The following is a 22758-nucleotide window of genomic DNA, read 5'->3' as shown; positions in this document are numbered from 1 at the left end:
GATTTTTAATTTTTATTAGAAGTAAGTACTTATTCGATAAATTTGAGAAAATAATCACTTAATCAAAAATCAACTATGGATCAACACAATACATAATGTTAAAATTGGTCTGCTTTTTCGTTCAGACCGTGAACAAAATCATTTTATAAAACGGTGTGAGGAAAAGCATAACTGGTTTGAGTTCTATTAAAATTGCTTGAAAAGGCTTGAAATCAGTTAAATTTTCTTTACACTATACATTTTCGCAGTTAAGCGAAGTCATAAATAGGAAACAAAAAATGAGCATTGAAGAACGCGTAAAAAACATTATCGTAGAACAATTAGGTGTGAGCCTTGAAGAAGCTAAACCAGAAGCATCATTCATTGATGATTTAGGTGCAGACTCTTTAGATACTGTTGAATTAGTAATGGCTTTAGAAGAAGAATTCGATATCGAAATTCCTGATGAAGAAGCAGAGAAAATTACTACTGTTCAATCTGCGATTGATTACGTTCAAAACAATCAATAAGATTACAAATAAAGGCGATCAAATGATCGCCTTTATTTTATGAAGAGCTTTATAAAGTGTTTTATCTAAAAGCTTGTCACTGAATTTTCTTGTTCCAATGGATCATCACCATATTTATTTTCCCCTTCCGTTCCTTTTAAGCACGCAAAGACGAATAGAACAATTAACCCAATAACTGGAATGAATGTAATTAACATCCACCAGCCGCTACGGTTAATATCGTGTAAGCGTCTTACACTAACCGCAATGCTTGGAATTAAAATAGCTAAAGAATAGATACCGCCTAAAATGCCAAGCCCACTGTTATAATCTATAAATCCTATAAGGTTGTCTAGAATACTCAGTATAAAACTGACTACTGTACTAAACAAAATAAAAAACCAATATTCTTTACGTCTTGCACGGCCGTTAAAGACGGCATATTTTTTTAGAACTTCAAGATACCAATTCATTTTTTACCTCTTTGTAAAATGTGTAAATTATGCAACAAATCCGACCGCTTGATAAACCTCTTTCAAGGTTCGTTGTGCTTTTGCTCTCGCTTTTTTTGCACCATCACGGTAAATTTTTTCTAATAATTCCTCATTATTACGGAAATGGTGGAAACGTTCTTGTAAATCAGTCAGCAATGTAGACACTTCATCAGCAACCGCTGTTTTTAAATGACCATACATTTTACCTTCAAATTCCGCTTCTAATTCAGGAATCGTTTTACCTGTGATTGCCGATAAAATATCTAATAAGTTGGATACACCTGCTTTATTTTTCACGTCATAACGCACCACAGGTGGCTCATCGCCATCAGTCATCGCACGTTTAATTTTCTTCGCGACGGCTTTTGGATCTTCTAATAAACCAATCACATTTTTACGGTTATCATCTGATTTTGACATTTTTTTGGTTGGTTCAAGTAATGACATTACTCTCGCCCCTTGCTTCGCAATAAAGACTTCTGGCACTTCAAAAATGCCTTTCACAAGATTACCTTCTGCGTCTTTTTCACCATAAAGTGAATTAAAACGATCGGCAATATCACGGGTAATTTCTAAATGCTGACGTTGATCATCGCCCACTGGCACTTGATTTGCTTGATATAACAAAATATCTGCCGCCATTAAAATAGGATAAGTAAATAAACCAACATTAACATTTTCTTCGTAGCGAGCTGATTTATCTTTAAACTGCGTCATTCGGTTCATTTCACCAAAGTAGGTGTAGCAATTTAACGTCCACGCTAATTGAGTATGCTCTGGCACGTGAGATTGAATAAAAATAGTGCTTTTTTCAGGATCAATGCCACACGCAAGATAAAGAGCTAGCACATCTAAGGTTGCTTTACGCAATGCTTCTGGATCTTGACGAACCGTGATGGCGTGCAGATCCACAATGCAATAGAGACAATCATAGTCATCTTGCATTTTAACCCATTGACGTAATGCCCCTAAATAATTGCCTAATGTAAGCTCACCTGATGGCTGAACGCCACTAAATACGACTGGTTTTTTTGTTGTCATTTTAAATTCCTATTTCTTCCTGTTTTTATATTATCTTGTTTGTCCGTTATTTGAGGGATAAAAATGTCCTTTTGTATTATAAAAATATCAAATGAGACTTATTCTTTTAGAAAAGAAAAAAGTGAGGTAAAGAAGTCTGCCCTACTTGGCTAAAAGCCTATGATGTAGATAATTCAAACCTCACCAAATCCACTAAAACTCAAATAGTATCACGGGGAATTTTTCCACCGATACTCCTGAATTAACAAGGTAAAGTATGATTTATATTATATAGGTATTGATATTGCAAAAGCAAAGTCTGATTTAATTTTTATAGAAAATAATCAAAAATTTTATTGAGATTCTGATTCTTGATATAAAGGTTTTTTGGCTTATCATTCGTTAACGTTGAACATTTAAAAGAGGCACAGTTTATTGAATTTTTATAGTAATAAATTGAAAATAAAAAACAAACCTAAAAATGTATCTACTTGATTCTTAGGCTTGTTTTGATAATGATTTGGTTTTTATAAATTACAACCAACCTTTATATTTAAAGTAGCAGTAAGGTGCAACCGCAGCAACCACCATTAAACCAATCGCTAATGGGTAGCCATAAGCAAAACTTAATTCCGGCATATTGGCAAAGTTCATACCATAATTTGATGCCACTAATGTTGGCGGTAGGAACATTACGGATACCACCGAGAAAAGCTTGATAATACGGTTCTGTTCAATGTTGATAAAACCCATTGCCGCTTGCATTAAGAAGTTCACTTTTTGGAATAGTGATTCGTTATGCGGTTGCAGAGATTCAATATCTCGTAAGATTTCACGAGCCTGTTCAAGCTGGTTTTCAGGTAAACGGGTTTTACGAATTAAGAAACTTAATGCACGTTGGGTATCCATTAAGCACAAACGTACTTTTGAGCTGGCGTCTTCAAATTCAGTTAAAGAAGAAAGGGCTTCGTCTAAATCTTCCCCTTGCGTTCCTTCTAGCACGACACGGCTTAATTTTTCTAAATCGGCATAAATGTCTTCGATGACATCGGCGAGCTGTTCGACTTTGGTGTCGAGCAAATCTAATAATAATTCGTAAGCATTGCCATCGGTTAATTTTGTGGTACGAGTACGCATTCGGTATAAACGAAATGCGGGTAATTCACGCTCACGTAATGTGAATAAACGCCCATCACGAATCGTAAATGCAACGGATGCCATATCGGCATAATCTTCTTCATCTAAACAGTAGAAAAAGGTGTGTAAATGCAGACCGTCTTCATCTTCAAAAAAACGTGCTGATGCTTCTAAATCTTCTAATTCACGTTCTTCGGCTAAGGTTTGTGAAAGTCCACGCTCTAGAACTCGGCGTTCTTGGTCACTCGGATCAACAAGATCAATCCAGATTGCACTGTTTAGATTGTGTTGATCCGTTTCATCAACTCTTGTTAAGCGAGAAGCCTCTTCTTTTAACATAAAAGCTTTAATCATTTCATACTCCTTATGGGAGAGTGAACATAGAATGGAACAGACTTACCCGACCCTCGTCGGTAAGCCTTGAGGCAATTTGGACGAGAAGTGTTTAGTTTAGGTAAGTTGTATGATATTGACTAGAAAAGTCCCTATGACTGTCCAAAATGTGTTTCCTCAAATAAAAAATTGCGTAAATGGTAACGATTAAAGGGGGGTTAGTCAAGGTAAAATGAAGTCAGAAATGGAAACAGAGCGGTAATTTTATATGCTTAACAAGTACTTAAATTTAGAGGAGCTTTTGTTAGACAAAATAGCAATTCTATTTTATGTTGAAAAAGTGAATTTTATGTTTTGTTATGATGAGCTTTCAATAGTTGAAATTAGAATTAACAAAGGATACTATGCTGAGCCAATGATTTTATAAGCGGTTAAATTTAAGTAAAAATTTGCAAATTTTTTATTTAAAAAGGAATAACAAAGAAGGAAATAAAATGAATATACTGATAAGCAATGATGATGGAATCCACGCAAAGGGAATCAATATTTTAGCAACAACACTGCGTAATGCAGGGCATAATGTGACGGTGATTGCACCAGATAGAAACAGAAGTGCGGCATCAAGTTGCTTAACCCTCGTCGATCCGTTAAGAGTAAAACAGTTAACAGAGCAAAATTATACCGTTGTAGCAGGAACACCCGCAGATTGTGTTCATTTAGCGTTAAATGGTTTGTTTGAAGAAGAATTCGATTTAGTGGTTTCAGGCATCAATCACGGTGCAAATTTAGGCGATGATGTTATTTATTCAGGCACTGTTGCAGCTGCATTGGAAGGACGTCATTTGAAATATCCTTGTATTGCGGTTTCTTTGGTTGAAAAAAATGATTCAACTTATCTTTCTGCTGGTGAGCATAATTTTGAAACAGCAGCTCAGGTGGTATTGGATATTTTACAAAAAATGCAGCCAGATTTAGTTGCACCAAAACAGATTTTAAATGTGAATGTGCCGAATGTGAATTATGATCAATTACAAGGGATCGAGATCACGCGTTGTGGACATCGTCTTGCTGATGCAAAGATCGTGGAGAATAAAGATCCGCGTGATGCGACGGTTTATTGGATCGGACCAAGTGGTACACCTGTGGATAATGGTGAAGGTACCGACTTTTTTGCTGTGAAACAAAATAAAGTGTCAATCACGCCGATTCAAGCAGATATGACGGCTCATCAATCTATTTCAGCGTTGAAAGAAAAGTTTTAAATGAAATTATTTGGCACGATTTATGACAAGGTAATGATGTGGTCATCCCACCGATTTGCTGGATTATGGCTCACGGTGGTGAGTTTTTGTGAGGCAATATTTTTTCCTATTCCACCGGATGTTATGCTGATTCCGATGTCAATGAGTAAACCGCATTTAGCTACACGTTATGCGATTTATACCACTCTTGCTTCTGTATTGGGGGGGATGATTGGTTATGGCATTGGATTTTATGCTTTTGAGTGGGTGCAACAAATTATTATAAATTGGGGGTATCAAACTCAATTTGATAAGACGATGATTTGGTTTGAACAATGGGGAATTTTAGTTGTCTTTTTAGCAGGATTTTCGCCTATTCCTTATAAAATATTCACGATTTGTGCTGGTGTAATGCAAATGTTCTTTTTCCCCTTTGTATTAACGGCAACAGTTTCTCGCTTTTTACGTTTTTACCTTGTCGCAAAGTTATCGGCGTGGGGCGGTGAGAAATATGCACAAAAAATTCGTAAATCCATTGAAATCATTGGTTGGGGAGTGGTATTCTTAGGGATTATCGGTTATTTTCTCTATCAATTTTTTAAATAAAAGAGGCAACAAAATGAAAAAATTACATTTAGTATTTCCAATTATGGCATTAACTTTAGCGGGTTGTACAACCTATACGCCAGCAGAAGAAACTGTTCCTGTTGTTGAAACAGCAAATGCAGGCTGGCAGAATACTGTTGAAGCAGTAGAAGAACCTGTTTATCAAGCACAGCAACAACCAGTGTATCAAGAAACAACAGAGGTCGTGGAACAAGTTCAAGAAGTTGGTACTGCGTTTAATATTCCTCGTGGCGTTGACGGTAAACCTGATTATAGCCAAATTATGAAAGGTTCTTATACAGGCAATTCTTATACAGTGCAAAAAGGCGATACATTATTTTTCGTTTCTTATTTAGCCGGTAAAGATAAAGCTGAAATTGCACGTTTAAATAATTTAAGCTATCCATACACACTGTCAGTTGGACAAGTATTAAAACTTAAATAATTTAATTAAATAGAGGTTGAGGATGAAAAAATCACTTTTACTGTTACCATTAGGTGCAGTAGCATTAGGGGCGTGTAGTACAGATTATGCTGCACCTGTTGAATACGTATCTAAGGTTAAATCACCTGTTGCTAAGAAAATGGCAAAAACGCAATATCAGCGTCAAAGATTAGCACATAATACACAAATACCTGCTCCAATAAAGACGATGTCTCAACCTCAAAAAACGGTGGCTCTTGTAACAAACAAGCCAACAAATATGACGGTGAATAACGTTAAACCTGTTGCAAAGCCAATACAGCCTGTTGTTAAGAAAGTGACTGAAAAAGTTAGAGTAAAGGAAAAGGAAGTAGAGAAAGCCATTACTATTCCGCGTGATGAGCAAACCAACAAACCTATTTATAGTAAGATAGATAAAGGCTCTTATGAGGGCAATATTTATACGGTACGTAAAGGGGATACAATCTTTTTAATTGCATACATTGCAGGAATGGATGTGCCAGAAGTAGCAGAATTAAACGGTTTAAAAGCACCTTATCCGCTTCATATTGGTCAAAAAATTAAATTATCAAGTGGCTATAAAGAAAAAGTTGTCACAAAAGAGGTCGTGGTACCAGTCCCACAACCTGTTAAGCCAAAAGAGCCAGAGGTTACTTATGTACCTGCAGCAAATGGTACAGCATATGGTTCAGATGGTTCTGTAAAAGGACCAATTAAAGCAAGTGTTGGGCAAGAAAAATCACAAGTGAGTGTATCTCATCAAACAGAAAAAAGCGTAAAAACAGCCCCTAAAATTAGTCATTCTCTTAGATGGAATTGGCCAACAGCGGGAAGAATTAGTTCTTATTTTTCATCGTCTGATGGTGGAAATAAAGGGATTGATATTAAAGGTTCAAAAGGTCAAAGTGTTAAATCAGCAGCAAATGGACAAGTTGTTTATGCTGGTGATGCTTTACAAGGCTATGGTAATTTAATCATTATCAAACACGATGATAATTATCTCAGTGCTTATGCTCACAACGATGAAATTTTAGTAGAAGAAAATGATAAAGTGAAATTGGGGCAACGCATTGCAACAATGGGAAACACTGGAACTGACTCTACAAAACTTCATTTTGAAATTCGTTACAAAGGTAAATCAGTGAATCCAATGGATTATTTACCAAAACGTTAATTTGTAAATTTATGAAAAAATATTACCGCTTGCACTTTTTAAAACTTTAAGTGTTGGCGGTATTTTCATATCTATCGTAATAAAAATAAGGATCAGAAAATGAATTTAGCCTATCTTAATGGCGAACCGCAACAAACAGGGCGATTAAAAGCAGAGAGTGCTGATTTTATCGTAAAAGAGGAATTAGGCTATGAACTTGCAAATGAAGGCGAATTTGTTGCAGTAAAAGTACGTAAAACCAACGCAAATACGTTATTTGTCGGTGAAAAATTAGCAAAATTTGCAGGTATTTCTGCCAAAAATATGAGTTATGCGGGCTTAAAAGATCGCAATGCGGTGACCGAACAATGGTTCTGCTTACATTTAGCAGGCAAAGAAACCCCAGATTTTAGTCAGTTTGCAGAAGAAGGCGTTGAAATTTTAGAGGTCACTCGCCATAACCGAAAAATCCGTGTGGGGGCATTAGTGGGCAACCATTTTGAGCTTTTACTCAGAGATGTAAAACAAACAGATGAGTTAGAGCAGCGTTTAGCTCAAATCCAAGCGGTCGGATTTCCTAACTATTTTACCGAACAACGCTTTGGACGAGATGGCAATAATTTAACTCAAGCACAACGCTGGGCAAATGGTGAAATAAAAGTTAAAGATCGCAAAAAACGCAGTTTTTATCTTTCAGCAGCACGCAGTGATATTTTCAATCAGGTCGTTTCTGCTCGTATTCAAGAAAATTTGATTTCACAGGTTGTAAGTAATGACTTACTTCAACTTTCAGGCTCAAACAGCTTCTTCCAAGCGACGGAAAATGAGCTAGCAGAATTACAACAACGTTTAATCGATAATGATGTATTACTGACTGCACCATTGATTGGCGAAGATTCCTTAGAAAAACTCGCCCCACAATCAGAGCAACACATCATCGAACAAAACCAATCTTTTATCAACTTAATGAAAGACGTTAGAATGAAAGCGGCTCGCCGAGCAATGTTGTGTAAACCACAAAATTTCCAATGGCAGTTTATGGATGAAGGATTAAAATTACACTTCTTTTTAGATTCCGGAAGCTACGCGACGGGGTTAGTGAGAGAGTTGGTTTTAACGAATTAAATATGTCATTTTATAGATGATAAAAATGGGGGATTGGGGAAAGCCAATCCCCAAGTAATATTAAATAATCCCCAGCACTTTTTCTTTTCCGTGTACTAATAGAGTGATGAGTTCACAGTAAGGGACGGGAATGCCTTGCTCCTTTCCCTTTCTCGCAATATAGCCGTTGATGTAATCAACCTCCGTGAGGCGATGATTTTTCACTAGATCTTGATGCATTGAAGGGTAGTGCATGCCTTGCTTTTCAGGATCATAAGTACTTTCAATCAGCTTAATCACTGCGGTTTGGTCAATGTCGACATTATCAATAGATTTAGCGATAGCGGCAAATTCGGATACGACTTGAGCCACAAAATCGTGATGGGATGGAATCTGACCGAATTGGTATAAATTGCAATCTAAAATCGCACATATCCCATTTAATACGCCATTCACACAGGCTTTTTTCCAGATGGATACAAGCACATCGTGGCTATATCTTGCTTTCAAGCCAGCTTCATTAAAGATATCCACCAATTGTTGCCCTGATTCATTTTCTGAAGGTGTAATATTTTGAAGCTCAATACTGCCATCGCCCGCTAAATGTATATGCCCAGCACTTACTAGCCCCGCCGTCCACATTGTGACACCGATAAAAATATTTTTATGAGAGACATATTTTTTGATCGTGTCTATATGCCCAAGCCCATTGAGTAAGCAAATAACACGGGTGTTTTGACCGATGATGGATTGTAAATCCGAGAGCATTTCTGGTAACTGCATTGCTTTCACAAAAAGAATAATCGTATCGGCAATCTCTAGGTGTGCTATTTGTTTTGTGTGATAAGCGGTAAAAGGCACGCTTTCTCTTTTACCGTCGCTTTCCACCGTTAAACCATTTTGAGAAATAATATCAATATGTTCTTTCCAACTATCAACTAAAATAACTTGTTGCCCTGCTTGTTTTAGCATATAGCCAAAACGTCCGCCCATTGCCCCAGCACCTGCAATCACTATTTTCATTTTATTGTCCTTACTCATTAGAATGCAACGAAATCACACCTAAAATAGTTCAGCGTTTAATTATATAAGATTTTAAATAATTTTTGAGTATCATTTTTATTCCCTTATTTTTTAAAATTAAAGGTTCTACCTTGATTAAGATTGATTTAAACTATATGCCGATCAATAAATATAAATGGGAAACAAAATGAACAACAAATTTAAACTTATTGGCTTTGATTTAGACGGTACGTTAGTGAATAGCTTGCCAGATTTAGCGTTATCATTAAATTCCGCTTTTGAGGAAGTAGGGTTGCCATCAGCACCAGAAGAAAAAGTATTAACTTGGATTGGTAAAGGGGCGGATGTATTATTCCAAAAAGGCTTAGAATGGTCGGGTAAGGCGGAGCAATTTAATGCGGAACAAATTGCCCAACTTAAACAACGTTTTGATTATTTTTATGGGCAGAATGTGTGTACTAAAAGTGTGTTGTTTGATAACGTGAAATCAACTTTAGAAGCGTTACATAACAAAGGCTATATTTTGGCGGTGGTTACCAACAAACCTACCAAGCACGTGCAACCAGTCTTAAAAGCCTTTGGGATCGATCATTTATTTTCAGAAACCTTAGGCGGGCAGTCGTTACCTTTGGTTAAACCACATCCAGCACCGCTGTTTTATTTATTCGGTAAATTTGGCTGCTATCCAAATGAAGTGCTATTTGTGGGGGATTCTAAAAATGATATTTTGGCGGCAAAAGCAGCAGGTTGTAAAAGTGTTGGCTTAACCTACGGTTACAATTACAATATCCCAATCAGTGAATCTGAGCCAGATTATGTGTGCGAAGACTTTGCAGAAATTTTAAAAATTGCATAATAATAATTTAAAATTGGTAATTTATTGTCTCAGGCTTGGGCTAAGTTACCCATAAAAAAACACCCCAAAGTTGCGTCCAACATTTGGGGTGAATATTATCGGCTAGTTATAGCCAGAATATGTAGGCAACTGTGGCGATAATAAATACGCACATAATATTTAACCAGAAACCTGTTTTTAACATTTCACGCTGTTTTACAATACCCGTACCGAATACAATCGCATTTGGCGGGGTGGCAACAGGTAGCATAAATGCACAAGAAGCCCCTAAACCAATGATAAGCGAGAGTCCAACCACAGGCATATTTAATGCTTGTGCAATTGAAATAAATAATGGCACTAATAACGCAGCACTTGCGGTATTTGAGGCGACTTCTGTTAGGAATATAATAAAAGTGGCAACCAGTAATCCGATTAAGAAGAAGTGGCCGCCTTCCATCATAAAGACAATACCATCTGCTAAAACTTTGCTTGCCCCTGTTTTTCCCAAAACAGTGCTTAATGTGATACCACCCCCGAAGAGCATTAACACGCCCCATTCGGTATTTTTCTGAATTTGCTCCCAAGTAACAACACGAGTCATACAGACTAGCACTACTGCAAGCAGAGCTACCATTCCATCGAACTTAGCAATTTTTCCATCAATACCTAACACTTCAGAGAGTAATGGATTCAAGTAGCGTCCAAACACCCAGCACGCCACAGTGAAAAGGAAAATCGCGAGGGTAATGATTCGATGATTATTTAGTTTGATTTTCTCAAATTTATGCTCAAAATTCTGGTGTAAATTTGGTTTTAATAAGACATAAAGTACGCCGACCATCAATGGTAATAACATTATGACCATTGGCATACCATAGCCCATCCATTCAGAGAAAGACATTTTTAGATTTGATACCACAATCGCATTTGGTGGGCTGCCCACAGGCGTTCCCATACCACCAATACTCGCACTGTATGCGATACCTAATAGCACAAATACATAAGTATTATGATTTGCCTCTCTATCCATTTGACTTAAAATACCAAGTGCTAAAGGTAGCATCATTGCCGTTGTTGCCGTATTACTGATCCACATTGATAAAAATGCAGTCACCCCAAATAAGTATAAGACAGCAATAAATAGCTTGCCTTTTGCTAGCACCATAATTTTGTTAGCAATCAAACGATCCAATTTTTGAATATGCAATGCAGTTGCTAGTGCAAATCCACCAAAAAATAGAAAAATGGTTGGTGATGCAAAGCCTGCCAACGCCGCTTTAGATTGTACAATTCCTAGTCCCACAGCCATAATTGGCACAAGTAATGCAGTGACAGTCACGTGTAACGCTTCCGTTAACCATAACACTGCAATAAAGGCTAATAATGCTAGACCTTTGTTTTCCTCAACAGAAAAAGGTAAAAAATTTAAAAGTGCAAAAAATAGCACTACATCTGCTGAGAAAATAACGGTATTTCGCCAAGAGCGAATTGTTTCAAACATTAATTTTCTTCTAGCCATAACGCCTCCTTAATATAACGATAGGTCTTGATCCTATAAAAAATTCAGGATAATTAAAACAAGTTTGTTACAGAATTGTGACATTTGTCTAATTTTTATTCTTTCTTCGTTTTTTATAAAATTTCTAAAAATAGACTTGAAACCATCGCTATCGCCCCCATTTACCCAAGCCTAAGCGGTCATATTTTTTTAATTTTTTACAAATTTTTTCAAATAGAGTTTCAAAAATAATAGAAGAGGATAACAATGAGTACTAATCAAGAAACGCGTGGATTTCAATCAGAAGTCAAACAACTATTACAACTAATGATTCACTCACTTTATTCAAATAAAGAAATATTTTTGCGTGAGTTAATTTCAAATGCATCGGACGCAGCGGACAAACTGCGTTTTAAAGCCCTTTCTGATACCTCACTTTATGAAAATGACGGTGAATTGCGTGTGCGTGTTAGCGTTGATGAAACCTTAAATACCATCACTATTAGCGATAACGGAATCGGTATGAGCCGTGAGCAAGTGATTGAACACTTAGGGACAATCGCAAAATCAGGCACCAAAGAATTTTTAAATTCACTTGGCACAGACCAAGCGAAAGATAGCCAACTTATCGGACAATTTGGGGTTGGGTTCTATTCTGCCTTTATCGTGGCGGATAAAGTCACCGTAAAAACCCGTGCAGCAGGCTTAACCGCTGAACAAGGGGTGATTTGGGAATCAGCAGGCGAAGGTGATTACACCGTTGCCGATTTAGAAAAACCAACACGTGGAACAGATGTGATTTTACACCTACGTGAAGAAGAAAAAGAATTTTTAAACGAATGGCGTTTACGTAGTATTATCAGCAAATATTCAGATCACATCGGTTTACCTGTTGAAATTCAAGCCAAAGATTTTGATGATGAAGGCAACGAAAAAGGCACTAAATGGGAAAAAATCAACAAGGCCCAAGCCTTATGGACACGAGCAAAAAGCGATGTGTCTGATGAAGAATATAAAGAATTTTACAAACATATCAGCCACGACTTTGCCGAGCCTTTGACTTGGTCACACAACAAAGTGGAAGGTAAACAAGAATATACTAGCTTGCTTTATGTCCCTTCAAAAGCACCGTTTGATTTATTCCAACGTGATCAAAAACACGGCTTAAAACTTTATGTTCAACGCGTATTTATTATGGACGATGCAGAAGTCTTTATGCCAAATTACTTACGTTTTATGCGTGGTTTATTAGATTCAAACGACTTACCATTAAACGTGTCTCGTGAAATTTTACAAGATAACAAAACCACCACAGCATTACGTAACGCTCTAACTAAACGCACTTTGCAAATGCTTTCAAAATTAGCGAAAGACGACAAAGAGCAATATCAAACGTTCTGGAATGAATTTGGTTTAGTGTTAAAAGAAGGTGTCGGCGAAGATCAAGCAAACAAAGAAAAAGTTGCTGAATTATTGCGTTTTGCTTCAACCCATTCTGACAGTAGCGTACAAAATATTGCTCTTGCTGACTATATTGAACGAATGAAAGAAGGACAAAAAGCGATTTACTTCTTAACTGCCGACAGCTACCAAGCCGCAAAAAATAGCCCACACTTAGAGCTATTTAACAAAAAAGGCATTGAGGTGTTACTGCTTTCCGATCGCATTGATGAATGGTTAATCAGCTACTTAACCGAGTTCCAAGATAAACCATTACAAAGCATTACCAAATCTGATTTAGACTTAGGCGACTTAGCAGATAAAGAAGACGAAGCACAACAAAAAGCCCAACAAGAAGAGTTTGGTTCATTCTTAGAAAGAGCAAAAACTTATTTAGGCGATCGTGTAAAAGATGTGGTATTAACCCACCGCTTAACCGACACACCAGCAGTTGTTTCAACAAATTCTGATGAAATGGGGACGCAAATGGCGAAACTTTTTGTCGCAATGGGACAAAAAGCCCCAGAAGTAAAATATACTTTTGAGCTAAACCCTGATCACACAATGGTTAAACATATTGCAGACATTGCCGATGAAGCACAGTTTAATGAATGGATTGAGTTATTATTAGAACAAGCCCTGTTTGCAGAACAAGGTACGTTAGAAGATCCAACGTCATTTATTAAACGAATGAATAAATTGTTGAGTGTTTAATGTTATGTAGGGGCGGTATTAGCAAAGGTAGTTTGCGTATATCCGCCCGTTATTGCTCCCGTTCTTTCAAATATTAACGGGAAAATATTCCATTCGCTTACGCTCATTAAATCCCTACAAAAATAATATAATTCAACTGCTTGATTTATAAGTAAATATACTTATCTGTCAGTATTACGTCACCTTGCTGTCGTCACTTTTTTAAATATTTATAGTTAGAATAAAAGCCTATTTAAACTTTAAAGGAAGTCATCAATGATTATACAAAAATTAAGATTAGAAAAAGGCTGGTCACAACAATTATTATCTGAAATGAGCGGTTTAAGTACTCGTACTATTCAGCGTATTGAAAATGGACAAAAGCCAAGTGTCGAATCAGTAAAATCATTAGCAGCAGTCTTTGAAGTTGATTTTAAAACTTTGAATGAGGCTTTAACTATGAATAATTCAACGACTACATCTCTAAATGAATCGAGCACTTTAACATTAACAGAAAATGAAAAACTCGCTTATCAAAAAATACGCAATATTAAAGCGTTTTATATTAAACTTTTTGTATTTGCTGTGGTAATAACAGGATTATTTATTATCAATATTATTACAACACCTGAAACTTGGTGGATTCAATGGGTATTTCTTGGTTGGGGAATAGCTTTAATTATTAAGGGATTAAAAACATTTGATTGGCTTCCACCATTAGGCATTGAGTGGGAAAAACGTCAGTTAGAAAAATATTTGAATAAAAAATAATAGTTTTTATTTTATAAGTAAGCGGTCACTTTTTTTCAAGAATTTGCAAAAAGTTGAAAAAAAGTGACCGCTTCTTTTGTTTTATAAATAATCGTTGGTATTGTTTGTCTAAAAATAGTACAATCTTGGTGTTCCTTATTATTATAAAAATGGAAAAAATACTGATTTTAAGTACTTGGATGATTGGGAGCCTAAAATAAGCAGTTGAAAAATAAAGAGATAATAGATGAGTTTTAAAAAGTCGATAAAAAAATTTTTATCAAGATATCCATTATTGGATTATATAGCTAAATGTGGCTATACAGTGATTTCTCGGATATGGTTTAGCGTCAAGTATAGAGAAGTCATAAAGCCAAATAGCTTTTTCTTTGAGAGTTTTCAGGGAAGAAGTGCCTCAGATTCCCCTCGTGCTATCTATGATAGAGTAAGAAAAGAAGATCCCTCCGCTATTTGTATTTGGGCTGTAAATTCTATGGATAATGTGAATTTTAAGGAGCTTTTTACTCATAAAAATACGGTATGTGTTGTGAGAAATTCACCAGCTTATTTTAAAGCATTATCTGAGTGCCAATACTTAATTTTCAATAGCCGTACTCCTTTTTTATTAAAAGGAAAACCGAATCAGCGTATTATCCAATGTTGGCATGGTACACCGTTGAAAAAGTTAGGCTATGATTTAACTTGTGATAATCAACCAACAACGAGTTTAAAGGGGATTCGTTATGCATATTCTTTGGAAGCGAAGAAATGCAAATATTTTGTTTCTCCTAGTCCACACGTAACTGCTTGTTTGAAAAGTGCATTTTTAATTAGCGACGAGCAAATTTTAGAATTAGGTTATCCTCGTAATGATGAGCTTGTTGTTCGTAAGCAAGATAAGACGTGGATTCTTAATTTAAAGAAAAAATTAGGCTTAGATTTGGATAAGAAGATTATTTTGTATGCACCGACTTTTAGAGATAACAAGTACGATAAGAAAGAAGGTTTTTTAGCAGAAAATAAGCTTAGTACAGAGGCGTTTTTGAAGTTTGTGAAAAATAATGATTATGTTGTTTTATTCAGAGGTCATTATTTTACGAAAGCGGATTCTGGCGATCGGCATTTTATTGATGTAAGCAGGTATGGTAATATCAATGAGTTAATGCTGGTGTCAGACATTTTGATAACCGATTATTCAAGTTTAATGTTTGATTATTTGTTATTAGAAAAACCGATTTTTCTTTATATGTATGATAAAGAAGAATATTCACAAGAGGTGAGAGGCATATATCTGGATTTGAATAAAGATATTCCCGGTAAGATATGTCATAAAGAGAAGGATTTGATTGATGCACTGAATGATATTCAATCAAACAATATTGATTTTACGTATTTTAATAAAAGATATAATCCTTATGAAGATGGAGATTCTAGTTTGAGAGTATTAGAAAAAATTAAATACTGATGTTGTATTTAAGTTATCATTAAAAGTAAGGAATAAAGAATGAAAACAGTTATTACTTATGGTTCTTTTGATTTATTCCATCAAGGACATATAAATCTTCTAAAAAGAGCGAAAGCATTTGGAGATAAGTTGATTGTTGGGGTAACGAGTGAATTATATGATCGAGAGCGGGGGAAGTTTAACGTAGTTAATTCTTTAGAAGAAAGGGTTAAAACAATTCAAAATCTGCCCTTCGTTGATGAAGTAATTATCGAATATGATAAAGATCAGAAGCCAAAAGATATTCAAGAGTTGAATGTTGATGTGTTTGTGATAGGGGATGATTGGAAAGGTCATTTTGATTACTTAAAAGATTTCTGCGAAGTGATATATTTACCCAGAACCCCTCGCATTTCTAGCACCCAGCTTCGCCAAGACTTAAATGAGATAAATATCGGTGTTATTGGAACTGGTCGTATTGCTAATCGTTTTGTTTCCTCCATTGATGAACATTGTAATGTTATTGTCAAAAGTGCTTTTTCTAGAAATATTCAAAATGTGAATGATTTTATAACAAGGAATGGCATTAGTTATGGATTTGATGATATTGATAAATTTCTAAATTCTGGCATTGATGCCGTCTACATAGCCTCTCCTCATCAAACGCATTTTGAATATGCAAAAAAATGTATTCTGAGCAATAAACACGTCCTTTGTGAAAAGCCTGTTACTTTAAATAAATGTGAGTTAGAAGAACTGATTATTTTAGCTGAGCAACAAAATGTTGTATTTATGGAAGCTATAAAAACCGCATTTTTACCCGCTTTTTCTCAATTATTATCAGAATTAGAATCAGGTATTATTGGCGATATATTAGAAGTTAGAGCAACATTCACCAAGTTAGTTGATGATAAAAATGCCAGAGAATATGATTGTGATTTTGGTGGTGCAACCAATGAATTAGCTAGCTATCCTTTGCTTTTAGCAACAAAAGTTTTAGGTAATGTAAAAGATATCTCTTTTTATCCAATAATGGAGGATAAAGTTGATATAGCAAATAGAATTGTGACAACGCATGAGAATGGCAATATAGCTATATCAACTGTTGGTATTGGGATGAAGCAGGAAGGTTGTGCAGTTATTTCAGGAACGAAGGGGTATATTTATATTCCTGCACCGTGGTGGTTAACTAAGAAATTCTTTATTCGTTTTGAAAATACACATAAAGAAATAGAGTTATTTTATGACTTTGTTGGGGATGGATTACATTATGAAATATCAGAATTTGTTGTAATGATAAGAAGACAGAAAACGTGTTCTGATATCCTCTCTTGTGATGAGATGAAAGAGATAAATAAAGTTATATCTAAATTTCAAGAAGAAAAGGCATAGTATTTTTAAAGTATGAATGTCTGTTTTTTATATAGTTTTAGGAGTGCTATGTGATAGTAAAAAAAGTAATAACGCTGATTAGACATCCTATTCGTGTGTACAACAAGTATGTACTGGGTCAGTCTAGAGTGAAGAAAATAGAGAAGAGTGAGAAAGTAGAGAAATTAAAAATGCCAGTAAAAGAAAGTGTAAAACCAAAATCAGAATTCAAAGTAACAAAATCGGCAGGGAATATTTTTGATGGCTGTTTTGCTAATGTGAATTGCCATGATGAGATTGCGGTTTATTTTAGTGGTAACGTTGCTCAATTATATCAAGTAAAGCAATGGTTAGCTGTTCTTAAAGAGTTAGAAAAATTCAAAAAAGTAACATTTATTACACGTTTTGCAGATGTTTTTGATGTTTTGAGACAGAATACGGATTTTTCAGTTTGCTATTGTCGTACCATTGATGATGTGCTGAGTGTTTATCAAAATGGGCATTTTAAATGTATTTTATATGTAAATCATGGCAATAAAAATTTCCAGTCATTGATTGTGAATGATGCGTTACATATTCATATCAATCATGGAGAGAGTGATAAATTATCAACGATTACGAATCAATCTAAAGCATATGACTATGTGTTTGTTGTTGGTCCTCTTGCGTATGAAAGGTATGAGAATAATTTGATAAATAAAGATATGAGTAAATTTATCCAAATTGGACGACCTCAATTAGATCATATTGAGAAGATTGAGCAATTTGTAACAAATCTTCCAGAACCAAGTAGTCGTAATAAAGAAAAATCAGTTCCAAGAAAAGTCGTGTTATATGCACCTACTTGGGAAGGGACACATGAAACGATGAATTATAGCTCTTTGGGCGATTTTGGTGTGGATCTTGTAAATATGATTTTAGAACAACCAGATCTTTATCTGATATACAAACCTCATCCAACAACAGGAAGTCGTCTTAAGGATATAGATAAAATCAATCAAAGAATTTTAGATAAGTTAAAAAATAGCCATAAAGCAACAGTTGCGACTTGCGAGGATATAAATTCTCTTTATGAACATATTGATTTAGCGATTTTTGATAATTCAGCGGTTGCGGTAGATTATTTGATTGTTGATAAACCTATGTTAATGACGGATACATTTGAGCATCTTGATGGTGTGAGGATTGATAAACCTAAAATTGTGGAAGCAACAAGGCTTATTAAAACGACGGATATGCCAAACTTAATTAAGATTATAAAAGAAGAGCTTCGTGCTGATACGGTGAAGCAGCAACGTAATGAAATTAAAAAATATTTTCTCGGTGATTTTGATTATGCAAATAAGCAGAGTACAAAAATGTTTATAGAGACAATTTGTCAACTTTGTGATCTTAGAGATAGAGAAATTGAGAATAATAAAAAAAGAGTTGATGAGAATCTTATTTAAAAGAATAACTAATCCAATTAAATACTCAAAAATAAGACTTTTTATATTTTTAGTTGGGTTACCTTTTTCTATTTTAAGTATTTTTTGGATGAGGAAGCAAAAGAGGATTATCTTTAATTCTCAGTATAATATGCAGTTCTCTCATAACTCAAAGTATTTATTTTTATATTTTATAAAATATAAAAAGGAGTTTGAAACATCTTTTGTAATTGATGATGATTCGTTGCGTAACAAGCTAATTGCTCAATATGGAAATTATTTTATTAGCTCAAAAGGGTTAAAAAATAAATTATATATTTTAAGTGCAAAAACTTGGATTACTTCTTCCTTTGAAACACCAATTGGGGGATGCTTTCATAAGTTTCGTCGTAATGTTTTTCATTTAGGGCATGGCTCACCTTTAAAAAATATTGGTTTACTTGAAGAGAATATTTTCCTTTTTAAAAAAGTATATTATTCGATCATAAAATATAATTTTAGTTATTTTTTTTCAGTATCTGATGTGTTTCATAAAACGTGGCAGAATAGCCTTCATTTAAAAAATAACCAAATATTACTTTCAGGGCAGTCGAGGAATGATGTAAGGTTGCATTTCAATCAATTAGAGTTAGAGAAAAAATATTTAGAATCTGGATATAAACATATTTTGTATGCACCGACTTGGAGACCTTATGGTGATACAGAGTTGTGCCCTTTTAAAGATTTAGATTTGAATATTTTAAATGATTTTTTATTAGACAATAAAATTAAGATACATTTAAGATTGCACCCATGCTTTGATGATCAAGAAATTAACAGTCTTTTGACGCTAACTAATATTTCTATATTAGATTCGAATGAGTTACCAGATATTAACGAATTACTATTTAGTTTTGATTTATTGATAACAGATTATTCAAGTATATATATCGATTTTTTAATGACTGAAAAACCAGTTTTGTTTCTACCTTATGATATTGATGTTTATGAGAAATATGTTGGTTTTTCAATAGATTATTATAAATATACACCTGGACCTAAGCCTGAATGTATGCAGGATTTTATGATTGATATCTTGAAGTTATTAAATAGCGATTTTTATAAGAAAGAGCGATTACTGGTGAATGAATTATTAAATCCTATATTGAATAATCAAAGTGATGGAAATGCAGAGATTATTCTTAGTAAATTAGTCTGAAATTAAATTTTTATAATAATAAATAGTTGAAAAAACAATGAATATTTTAATGAGAACATTATTGATAAAGCTTTTACAGTATTGGGGGATTCAGTTCTTTATAGGGGCTTTTGTTTCATTATATTTAGTGGGCGTTGTTATGTGGAATGCTGATTTGCATAGCTGGTTTACGGTAGCTATCAAAGGGCAAAGTTTATGTCTTATGGTTGGCGTTTATTTATGCACGTTTTTCAGTATCAATCGTTTTTCGATTCATTTACATAATTTGAGTTATCGCTATATTATTCCGATTTTTTCTTTTTGGTTAATGGTTGCATTGCTTTGTTTATTGATTTTTAGGCTATCCTATTCTGTATATTATTTGGGTGGTTCTGGAATAGTAATGCTGTCTTTATTTCTGTTTTTTGAGTATATCAATATGGTATATGATAAAAAAATTGTAGGTTATTTGCCTTTTGGAAACATTTACACGCCAGAGGTATCTTTTATTACTTGGGTAAAAATAGATGATGCTCAAAAAGTAGATAAGAATATTGATATTATAATGGCTGATTTAAGAGCTGGTCTGCCCAATAAATGGATGTTTTTTTTGGCTGATTGTTCATTGAAAGGAATACCTGTTTATCATAGTTCTAGGTTATTAGAAATGGTATTAGGTAGAGTAAAGATTGATCATATGTATGAAAATGAATTGGGTTCATTGCTTCCATCAAAGAGATATCAAGTGATAAAAAGAATAATTGATGTCTTTTTAGTGATTGTGAGTTTACCTATTACATTCCCCTTGCTTATTATTACGGGGTTGGTTGTGATGATAGATACCAAAGCGTGGTGCATATTTTCTCAAATAAGAATTGGTCAAGGCGGGAAGCCTTTTGTGATGTATAAGTTTCGTAGTATGTGTAAAAGATTAGAAAATACGGGAGCTAAGTTTACTAAGCATAATGATTTTCGTATTACTTCAATAGGACGGTTTATTAGAAAAACACGTATTGATGAATTACCTCAATTATTTAATGTCTTAAGAGGGGATATGAGCTTAATTGGGCCAAGACCGGAGCAAGTAGAGTGTGTTGAAAATTTTAATAAAGAAATCCCTTTTTATAATTATCGACATATTGTAAAACCAGGTATTTCGGGGTGGGCACAAGTAGAGTATGGTTATACAGAAAATGTAGCTGAGACTAAAGTAAAACTGGAATATGATTTTTATTATATTAAAAATTTATCTTTTTCTTTTGATTTACTGATTTTCTTTAAAACTATTAGAACCATAATCACGGGATTTGGTGCTCGTTAGATGTAGTGAGAGACTTTAATGTCTTAAAAGGGTACAACAGTACCATTATTTTTTATTAGGAGTAATAAGTATGAGTTTAGAATCAAAAATTCTTAAAATGGTAGCAAAAGGTGTTCAAAAAAATAAGGTTGAGCTTGGTCAAGAACTAATTTCTACAGGGCTTATTGATTCCATTAGTGTGATGGAGTTAATTATGGAAATTAAAAAGGAGTTTGGTGTTGAAATTCCTTTTGAACAGATTATGGATATTTTTGCTGATACAAAAACATTGGTTGATTTTATTAAAAAAAATGTGAAATAGAATTGGAAATCAATATGAATGAATTAAGTAATTTATTGTTCAAGCGGCTTGTTGGTAATACATCAGAGAATATTGCCATTGAAAATAGTAAAGAGTCGTGTAGCTGGAAAGAGCTTTCGGAGAAAATCACTGTATTTATTAAGCAGTATAAGCAACTATGCTGTGCTGACAAGAATAATCCTTTGATTATTTATGGGCATAAGGAAATAGATTTTGTTGTAGCGATTTATGGCTGTTTACTTCATAAAATACCTTTTATTCCACTAGATAATATTTATCCTTTATCTAGAGTTAATGATATTTGTGAAATTTCGAAAGCGTGTTATATCTATCATACAGATAGCGGTATATTTGAACAGCGTTCTAGTGATGTAGTTGAGTTGGAAGAAAAGGATCTTGCATATTTAATTTTTACATCAGGAACAACAGGAAAGCCTAAAGGTGTACAAATAGGAAGAGAGAGTGTCTCTAATTTGATCCTCTGGATGAGAGACCAATTAAGACTGTCTTCGCCAAATATTTTTATGAACCAGTGTCTTTTTTCTTTTGATGTTTCTATTTTTGACCTCTTTGGTGCATTGATTTATGAAAGTAAAGTGGTTTTGAATAGTCGAGAAGATATCGCTAATCCTAATTTTTGGTTAACATTTTTACAGAAGACAGAGATATCAACTTGGGTTTCAACTCCTTCTTTTGCACTGCAACAATTGATGAATCCTAAATTCAATAGTGAGAACCTCCCTTCATTAAAAGAATTCTTTTTAGCTGGGGAAAGCCTATCTAAGCAAGTCGTCACTTTAATCTTGAATCGATTCCCGAATGCACGAGTAATCAATGGTTATGGTCCAACAGAAGCAACAATTATTAGCTCTTTTGTTGATATAACTGCTGAGATGCTTGATTCTGACGATGATTTACCAATAGGGTTTCCTGTCTTAAATTCAACATTAAGTATTGATAATGGAGAAATATGTACATCAGGTATTCACGTAATGCGTGGTTATTTAAATAATCCAGAAGAAAATAGTAAACATTTATTCTTGTCAGATAGTGAATCGCCTTTGTATAGAACAGGAGATTGTGGCTATGAGAAAGATGGTTTAGTTTATTGTCAAGGAAGAATAGATGAACAAATCAAGTTAAATGGATATCGAATTGAGCTTTCAGAAATAGAGGCAAAGATATTCACCCTTAAAGAGTTTAATATAGAAAAAACAGCAGTAATAGCATTAAGACGTGCAAGCGGTACTGTATTACGTTTAGTTGGGTTTTATACAACCTCCCAGCTAGAATCTATTAGCGAAGCTCAATTAAAAGAATCTTTACAAGAAATATTACCATCTTATATGGTTCCATCGGAGTTGATTAAAATTGATGAAATTCCAACTAGCGTCAATCATAAAGTCGATAAAAAAGCATTGTTACAGAAGTATTTTCAGGAAAAAGAAGATTAA

21 protein-coding genes are annotated in these 22758 nt (G+C 34.4%); 16 read left to right on the top strand and 5 right to left on the bottom strand.

Annotation, left to right across the window (positions count from 1 at the left end):
- Positions 1-278: 278 nt before the first annotated feature.
- The gene (gene acpP, locus DYE60_RS07095) at positions 279-509 is read left to right on the top strand and encodes an acyl carrier protein (protein WP_115315928.1); all 231 of its coding nucleotides are present in this window, start codon (positions 279-281) and stop codon (positions 507-509) included.
- Between the two features lie 65 nt (positions 510-574).
- Here acpP and DYE60_RS07090 read toward each other — a convergent pair whose 3' ends face one another.
- From DYE60_RS07090 to corA, 3 genes are all read right to left on the bottom strand, one after another.
- Positions 575-961 carry a DUF805 domain-containing protein gene (locus tag DYE60_RS07090; protein WP_115315927.1) on the bottom strand — a complete coding sequence of 129 codons (387 nt, stop codon included), beginning with the start codon at positions 959-961 and terminating at the stop codon, positions 575-577.
- 27 nt (positions 962-988) lie between these two features.
- Positions 989-2023 (bottom strand): tryptophan--tRNA ligase, encoded by a 1035-nt coding sequence (gene trpS / locus DYE60_RS07085; RefSeq protein ID WP_115315926.1) that lies wholly within the window; start codon positions 2021-2023, stop codon positions 989-991.
- A gap of 513 nt (positions 2024-2536) precedes the next feature.
- Complete coding sequence (gene corA / locus DYE60_RS07080; protein WP_115315925.1) at positions 2537-3493, bottom strand: magnesium/cobalt transporter CorA; 957 nt, start codon at positions 3491-3493, stop codon at positions 2537-2539.
- Positions 3494-3966: 473 nt separating this feature from the next.
- On the opposite strand from corA, the gene surE reads away from it, so the two are divergent.
- The 5 genes from surE to truD all read left to right on the top strand — a co-directional run bounded on the left by surE (position 3967) and on the right by truD (position 8042).
- Positions 3967-4734: a 5'/3'-nucleotidase SurE gene (gene surE / locus DYE60_RS07075; protein ID WP_115315924.1), complete on the top strand. Its 768-nt coding sequence runs from the start codon at positions 3967-3969 to the stop codon at positions 4732-4734.
- Positions 4735-5319 (top strand): YqaA family protein, encoded by a 585-nt coding sequence (locus tag DYE60_RS07070; protein ID WP_115315923.1) that lies wholly within the window; start codon positions 4735-4737, stop codon positions 5317-5319.
- A gap of 13 nt (positions 5320-5332) precedes the next feature.
- Positions 5333-5764, top strand: coding sequence for a LysM peptidoglycan-binding domain-containing protein (locus DYE60_RS07065; protein WP_115315922.1), 432 nt, complete (start codon positions 5333-5335; stop codon positions 5762-5764).
- Positions 5765-5786: 22 nt separating this feature from the next.
- On the top strand, positions 5787-6938 hold the full coding sequence (locus DYE60_RS07060; RefSeq protein WP_115315921.1) for a peptidoglycan DD-metalloendopeptidase family protein: 1152 nt from the start codon (positions 5787-5789) through the stop codon (positions 6936-6938).
- Between the two features lie 99 nt (positions 6939-7037).
- Positions 7038-8042 carry a tRNA pseudouridine(13) synthase TruD gene (gene truD / locus DYE60_RS07055; protein WP_115315920.1) on the top strand — a complete coding sequence of 335 codons (1005 nt, stop codon included), beginning with the start codon at positions 7038-7040 and terminating at the stop codon, positions 8040-8042.
- Positions 8043-8102: 60 nt separating this feature from the next.
- Here truD and DYE60_RS07050 read toward each other — a convergent pair whose 3' ends face one another.
- Positions 8103-9044 (bottom strand): 2-dehydropantoate 2-reductase, encoded by a 942-nt coding sequence (locus tag DYE60_RS07050; protein WP_115315919.1) that lies wholly within the window; start codon positions 9042-9044, stop codon positions 8103-8105.
- A 187-nt stretch (positions 9045-9231) separates the two neighbouring features.
- Between DYE60_RS07050 and DYE60_RS07045 the strand changes: the two genes are divergently transcribed.
- Complete coding sequence (locus DYE60_RS07045; protein ID WP_115315918.1) at positions 9232-9900, top strand: phosphoglycolate phosphatase; 669 nt, start codon at positions 9232-9234, stop codon at positions 9898-9900.
- A 106-nt stretch (positions 9901-10006) separates the two neighbouring features.
- On the opposite strand, the gene DYE60_RS07040 is transcribed toward DYE60_RS07045, so the two are convergent.
- The gene (locus tag DYE60_RS07040) at positions 10007-11383 is read right to left on the bottom strand and encodes a DASS family sodium-coupled anion symporter (protein WP_115316444.1); all 1377 of its coding nucleotides are present in this window, start codon (positions 11381-11383) and stop codon (positions 10007-10009) included.
- Positions 11384-11647: 264 nt separating this feature from the next.
- On the opposite strand from DYE60_RS07040, the gene htpG reads away from it, so the two are divergent.
- From htpG to DYE60_RS06995, 9 genes are all read left to right on the top strand, one after another.
- Positions 11648-13534 (top strand): molecular chaperone HtpG, encoded by a 1887-nt coding sequence (htpG, locus tag DYE60_RS07035; protein WP_115315917.1) that lies wholly within the window; start codon positions 11648-11650, stop codon positions 13532-13534.
- Positions 13535-13789: 255 nt separating this feature from the next.
- Entirely contained in the window at positions 13790-14284 is a 495-nt protein-coding gene (locus DYE60_RS07030; RefSeq protein ID WP_115315916.1) for a 2TM domain-containing protein, read from the top strand.
- A 226-nt stretch (positions 14285-14510) separates the two neighbouring features.
- Positions 14511-15728 carry a CDP-glycerol glycerophosphotransferase family protein gene (locus tag DYE60_RS07025; protein WP_115315915.1) on the top strand — a complete coding sequence of 406 codons (1218 nt, stop codon included), beginning with the start codon at positions 14511-14513 and terminating at the stop codon, positions 15726-15728.
- 39 nt (positions 15729-15767) lie between these two features.
- Entirely contained in the window at positions 15768-17099 is a 1332-nt protein-coding gene (locus DYE60_RS07020) for a Gfo/Idh/MocA family oxidoreductase (protein WP_115315914.1), read from the top strand.
- 50 nt (positions 17100-17149) lie between these two features.
- Positions 17150-18526 carry a CDP-glycerol glycerophosphotransferase family protein gene (locus DYE60_RS07015; protein WP_147285451.1) on the top strand — a complete coding sequence of 459 codons (1377 nt, stop codon included), beginning with the start codon at positions 17150-17152 and terminating at the stop codon, positions 18524-18526.
- Positions 18510-19703, top strand: coding sequence for a CDP-glycerol glycerophosphotransferase family protein (locus DYE60_RS07010; RefSeq protein ID WP_115315912.1), 1194 nt, complete (start codon positions 18510-18512; stop codon positions 19701-19703). Before DYE60_RS07015 ends, DYE60_RS07010 begins: the two co-directional genes overlap by 17 nt.
- Before the next feature lie 37 nt (positions 19704-19740).
- Entirely contained in the window at positions 19741-21003 is a 1263-nt protein-coding gene (locus DYE60_RS10350; protein ID WP_245942690.1) for a sugar transferase, read from the top strand.
- Between the two features lie 70 nt (positions 21004-21073).
- A complete protein-coding gene (locus DYE60_RS07000; RefSeq protein WP_115315911.1) occupies positions 21074-21304 on the top strand; it encodes an acyl carrier protein in 231 nt (76 codons plus the stop codon).
- A gap of 14 nt (positions 21305-21318) precedes the next feature.
- The gene (locus DYE60_RS06995; RefSeq protein ID WP_115315910.1) at positions 21319-22758 is read left to right on the top strand and encodes an AMP-binding protein; all 1440 of its coding nucleotides are present in this window, start codon (positions 21319-21321) and stop codon (positions 22756-22758) included.

Source organism: Phocoenobacter uteri (assembly GCF_900454895.1).
Taxonomy (GTDB): domain Bacteria; phylum Pseudomonadota; class Gammaproteobacteria; order Enterobacterales; family Pasteurellaceae; genus Phocoenobacter; species Phocoenobacter uteri.
This window is presented reverse-complemented; position numbering and strand designations above follow the sequence as displayed.

What these genes read in the sequence shown, in the direction of transcription:
- acpP (WP_115315928.1), top strand. Translation starts at nt 279, where the DNA reads ATGAGCATTGAAGAACGCGTAAAAAACATTATCGTAGAACAATTAGGT.
- DYE60_RS07090 (WP_115315927.1), bottom strand. Translation starts at nt 961, where the DNA reads ATGAATTGGTATCTTGAAGTTCTAAAAAAATATGCCGTCTTTAACGGC.
- trpS (WP_115315926.1), bottom strand. Translation starts at nt 2,023, where the DNA reads ATGACAACAAAAAAACCAGTCGTATTTAGTGGCGTTCAGCCATCAGGT.
- corA (WP_115315925.1), bottom strand. Translation starts at nt 3,493, where the DNA reads ATGATTAAAGCTTTTATGTTAAAAGAAGAGGCTTCTCGCTTAACAAGA.
- surE (WP_115315924.1), top strand. Translation starts at nt 3,967, where the DNA reads ATGAATATACTGATAAGCAATGATGATGGAATCCACGCAAAGGGAATC.
- DYE60_RS07070 (WP_115315923.1), top strand. Translation starts at nt 4,735, where the DNA reads ATGAAATTATTTGGCACGATTTATGACAAGGTAATGATGTGGTCATCC.
- DYE60_RS07065 (WP_115315922.1), top strand. Translation starts at nt 5,333, where the DNA reads ATGAAAAAATTACATTTAGTATTTCCAATTATGGCATTAACTTTAGCG.
- DYE60_RS07060 (WP_115315921.1), top strand. Translation starts at nt 5,787, where the DNA reads ATGAAAAAATCACTTTTACTGTTACCATTAGGTGCAGTAGCATTAGGG.
- truD (WP_115315920.1), top strand. Translation starts at nt 7,038, where the DNA reads ATGAATTTAGCCTATCTTAATGGCGAACCGCAACAAACAGGGCGATTA.
- DYE60_RS07050 (WP_115315919.1), bottom strand. Translation starts at nt 9,044, where the DNA reads ATGAAAATAGTGATTGCAGGTGCTGGGGCAATGGGCGGACGTTTTGGC.
- DYE60_RS07045 (WP_115315918.1), top strand. Translation starts at nt 9,232, where the DNA reads ATGAACAACAAATTTAAACTTATTGGCTTTGATTTAGACGGTACGTTA.
- DYE60_RS07040 (WP_115316444.1), bottom strand. Translation starts at nt 11,383, where the DNA reads ATGTTTGAAACAATTCGCTCTTGGCGAAATACCGTTATTTTCTCAGCA.
- htpG (WP_115315917.1), top strand. Translation starts at nt 11,648, where the DNA reads ATGAGTACTAATCAAGAAACGCGTGGATTTCAATCAGAAGTCAAACAA.
- DYE60_RS07030 (WP_115315916.1), top strand. Translation starts at nt 13,790, where the DNA reads ATGATTATACAAAAATTAAGATTAGAAAAAGGCTGGTCACAACAATTA.
- DYE60_RS07025 (WP_115315915.1), top strand. Translation starts at nt 14,511, where the DNA reads ATGAGTTTTAAAAAGTCGATAAAAAAATTTTTATCAAGATATCCATTA.
- DYE60_RS07020 (WP_115315914.1), top strand. Translation starts at nt 15,768, where the DNA reads ATGAAAACAGTTATTACTTATGGTTCTTTTGATTTATTCCATCAAGGA.
- DYE60_RS07010 (WP_115315912.1), top strand. Translation starts at nt 18,510, where the DNA reads ATGAGAATCTTATTTAAAAGAATAACTAATCCAATTAAATACTCAAAA.
- DYE60_RS10350 (WP_245942690.1), top strand. Translation starts at nt 19,741, where the DNA reads ATGAATATTTTAATGAGAACATTATTGATAAAGCTTTTACAGTATTGG.
- DYE60_RS07000 (WP_115315911.1), top strand. Translation starts at nt 21,074, where the DNA reads ATGAGTTTAGAATCAAAAATTCTTAAAATGGTAGCAAAAGGTGTTCAA.
- DYE60_RS06995 (WP_115315910.1), top strand. Translation starts at nt 21,319, where the DNA reads ATGAATGAATTAAGTAATTTATTGTTCAAGCGGCTTGTTGGTAATACA.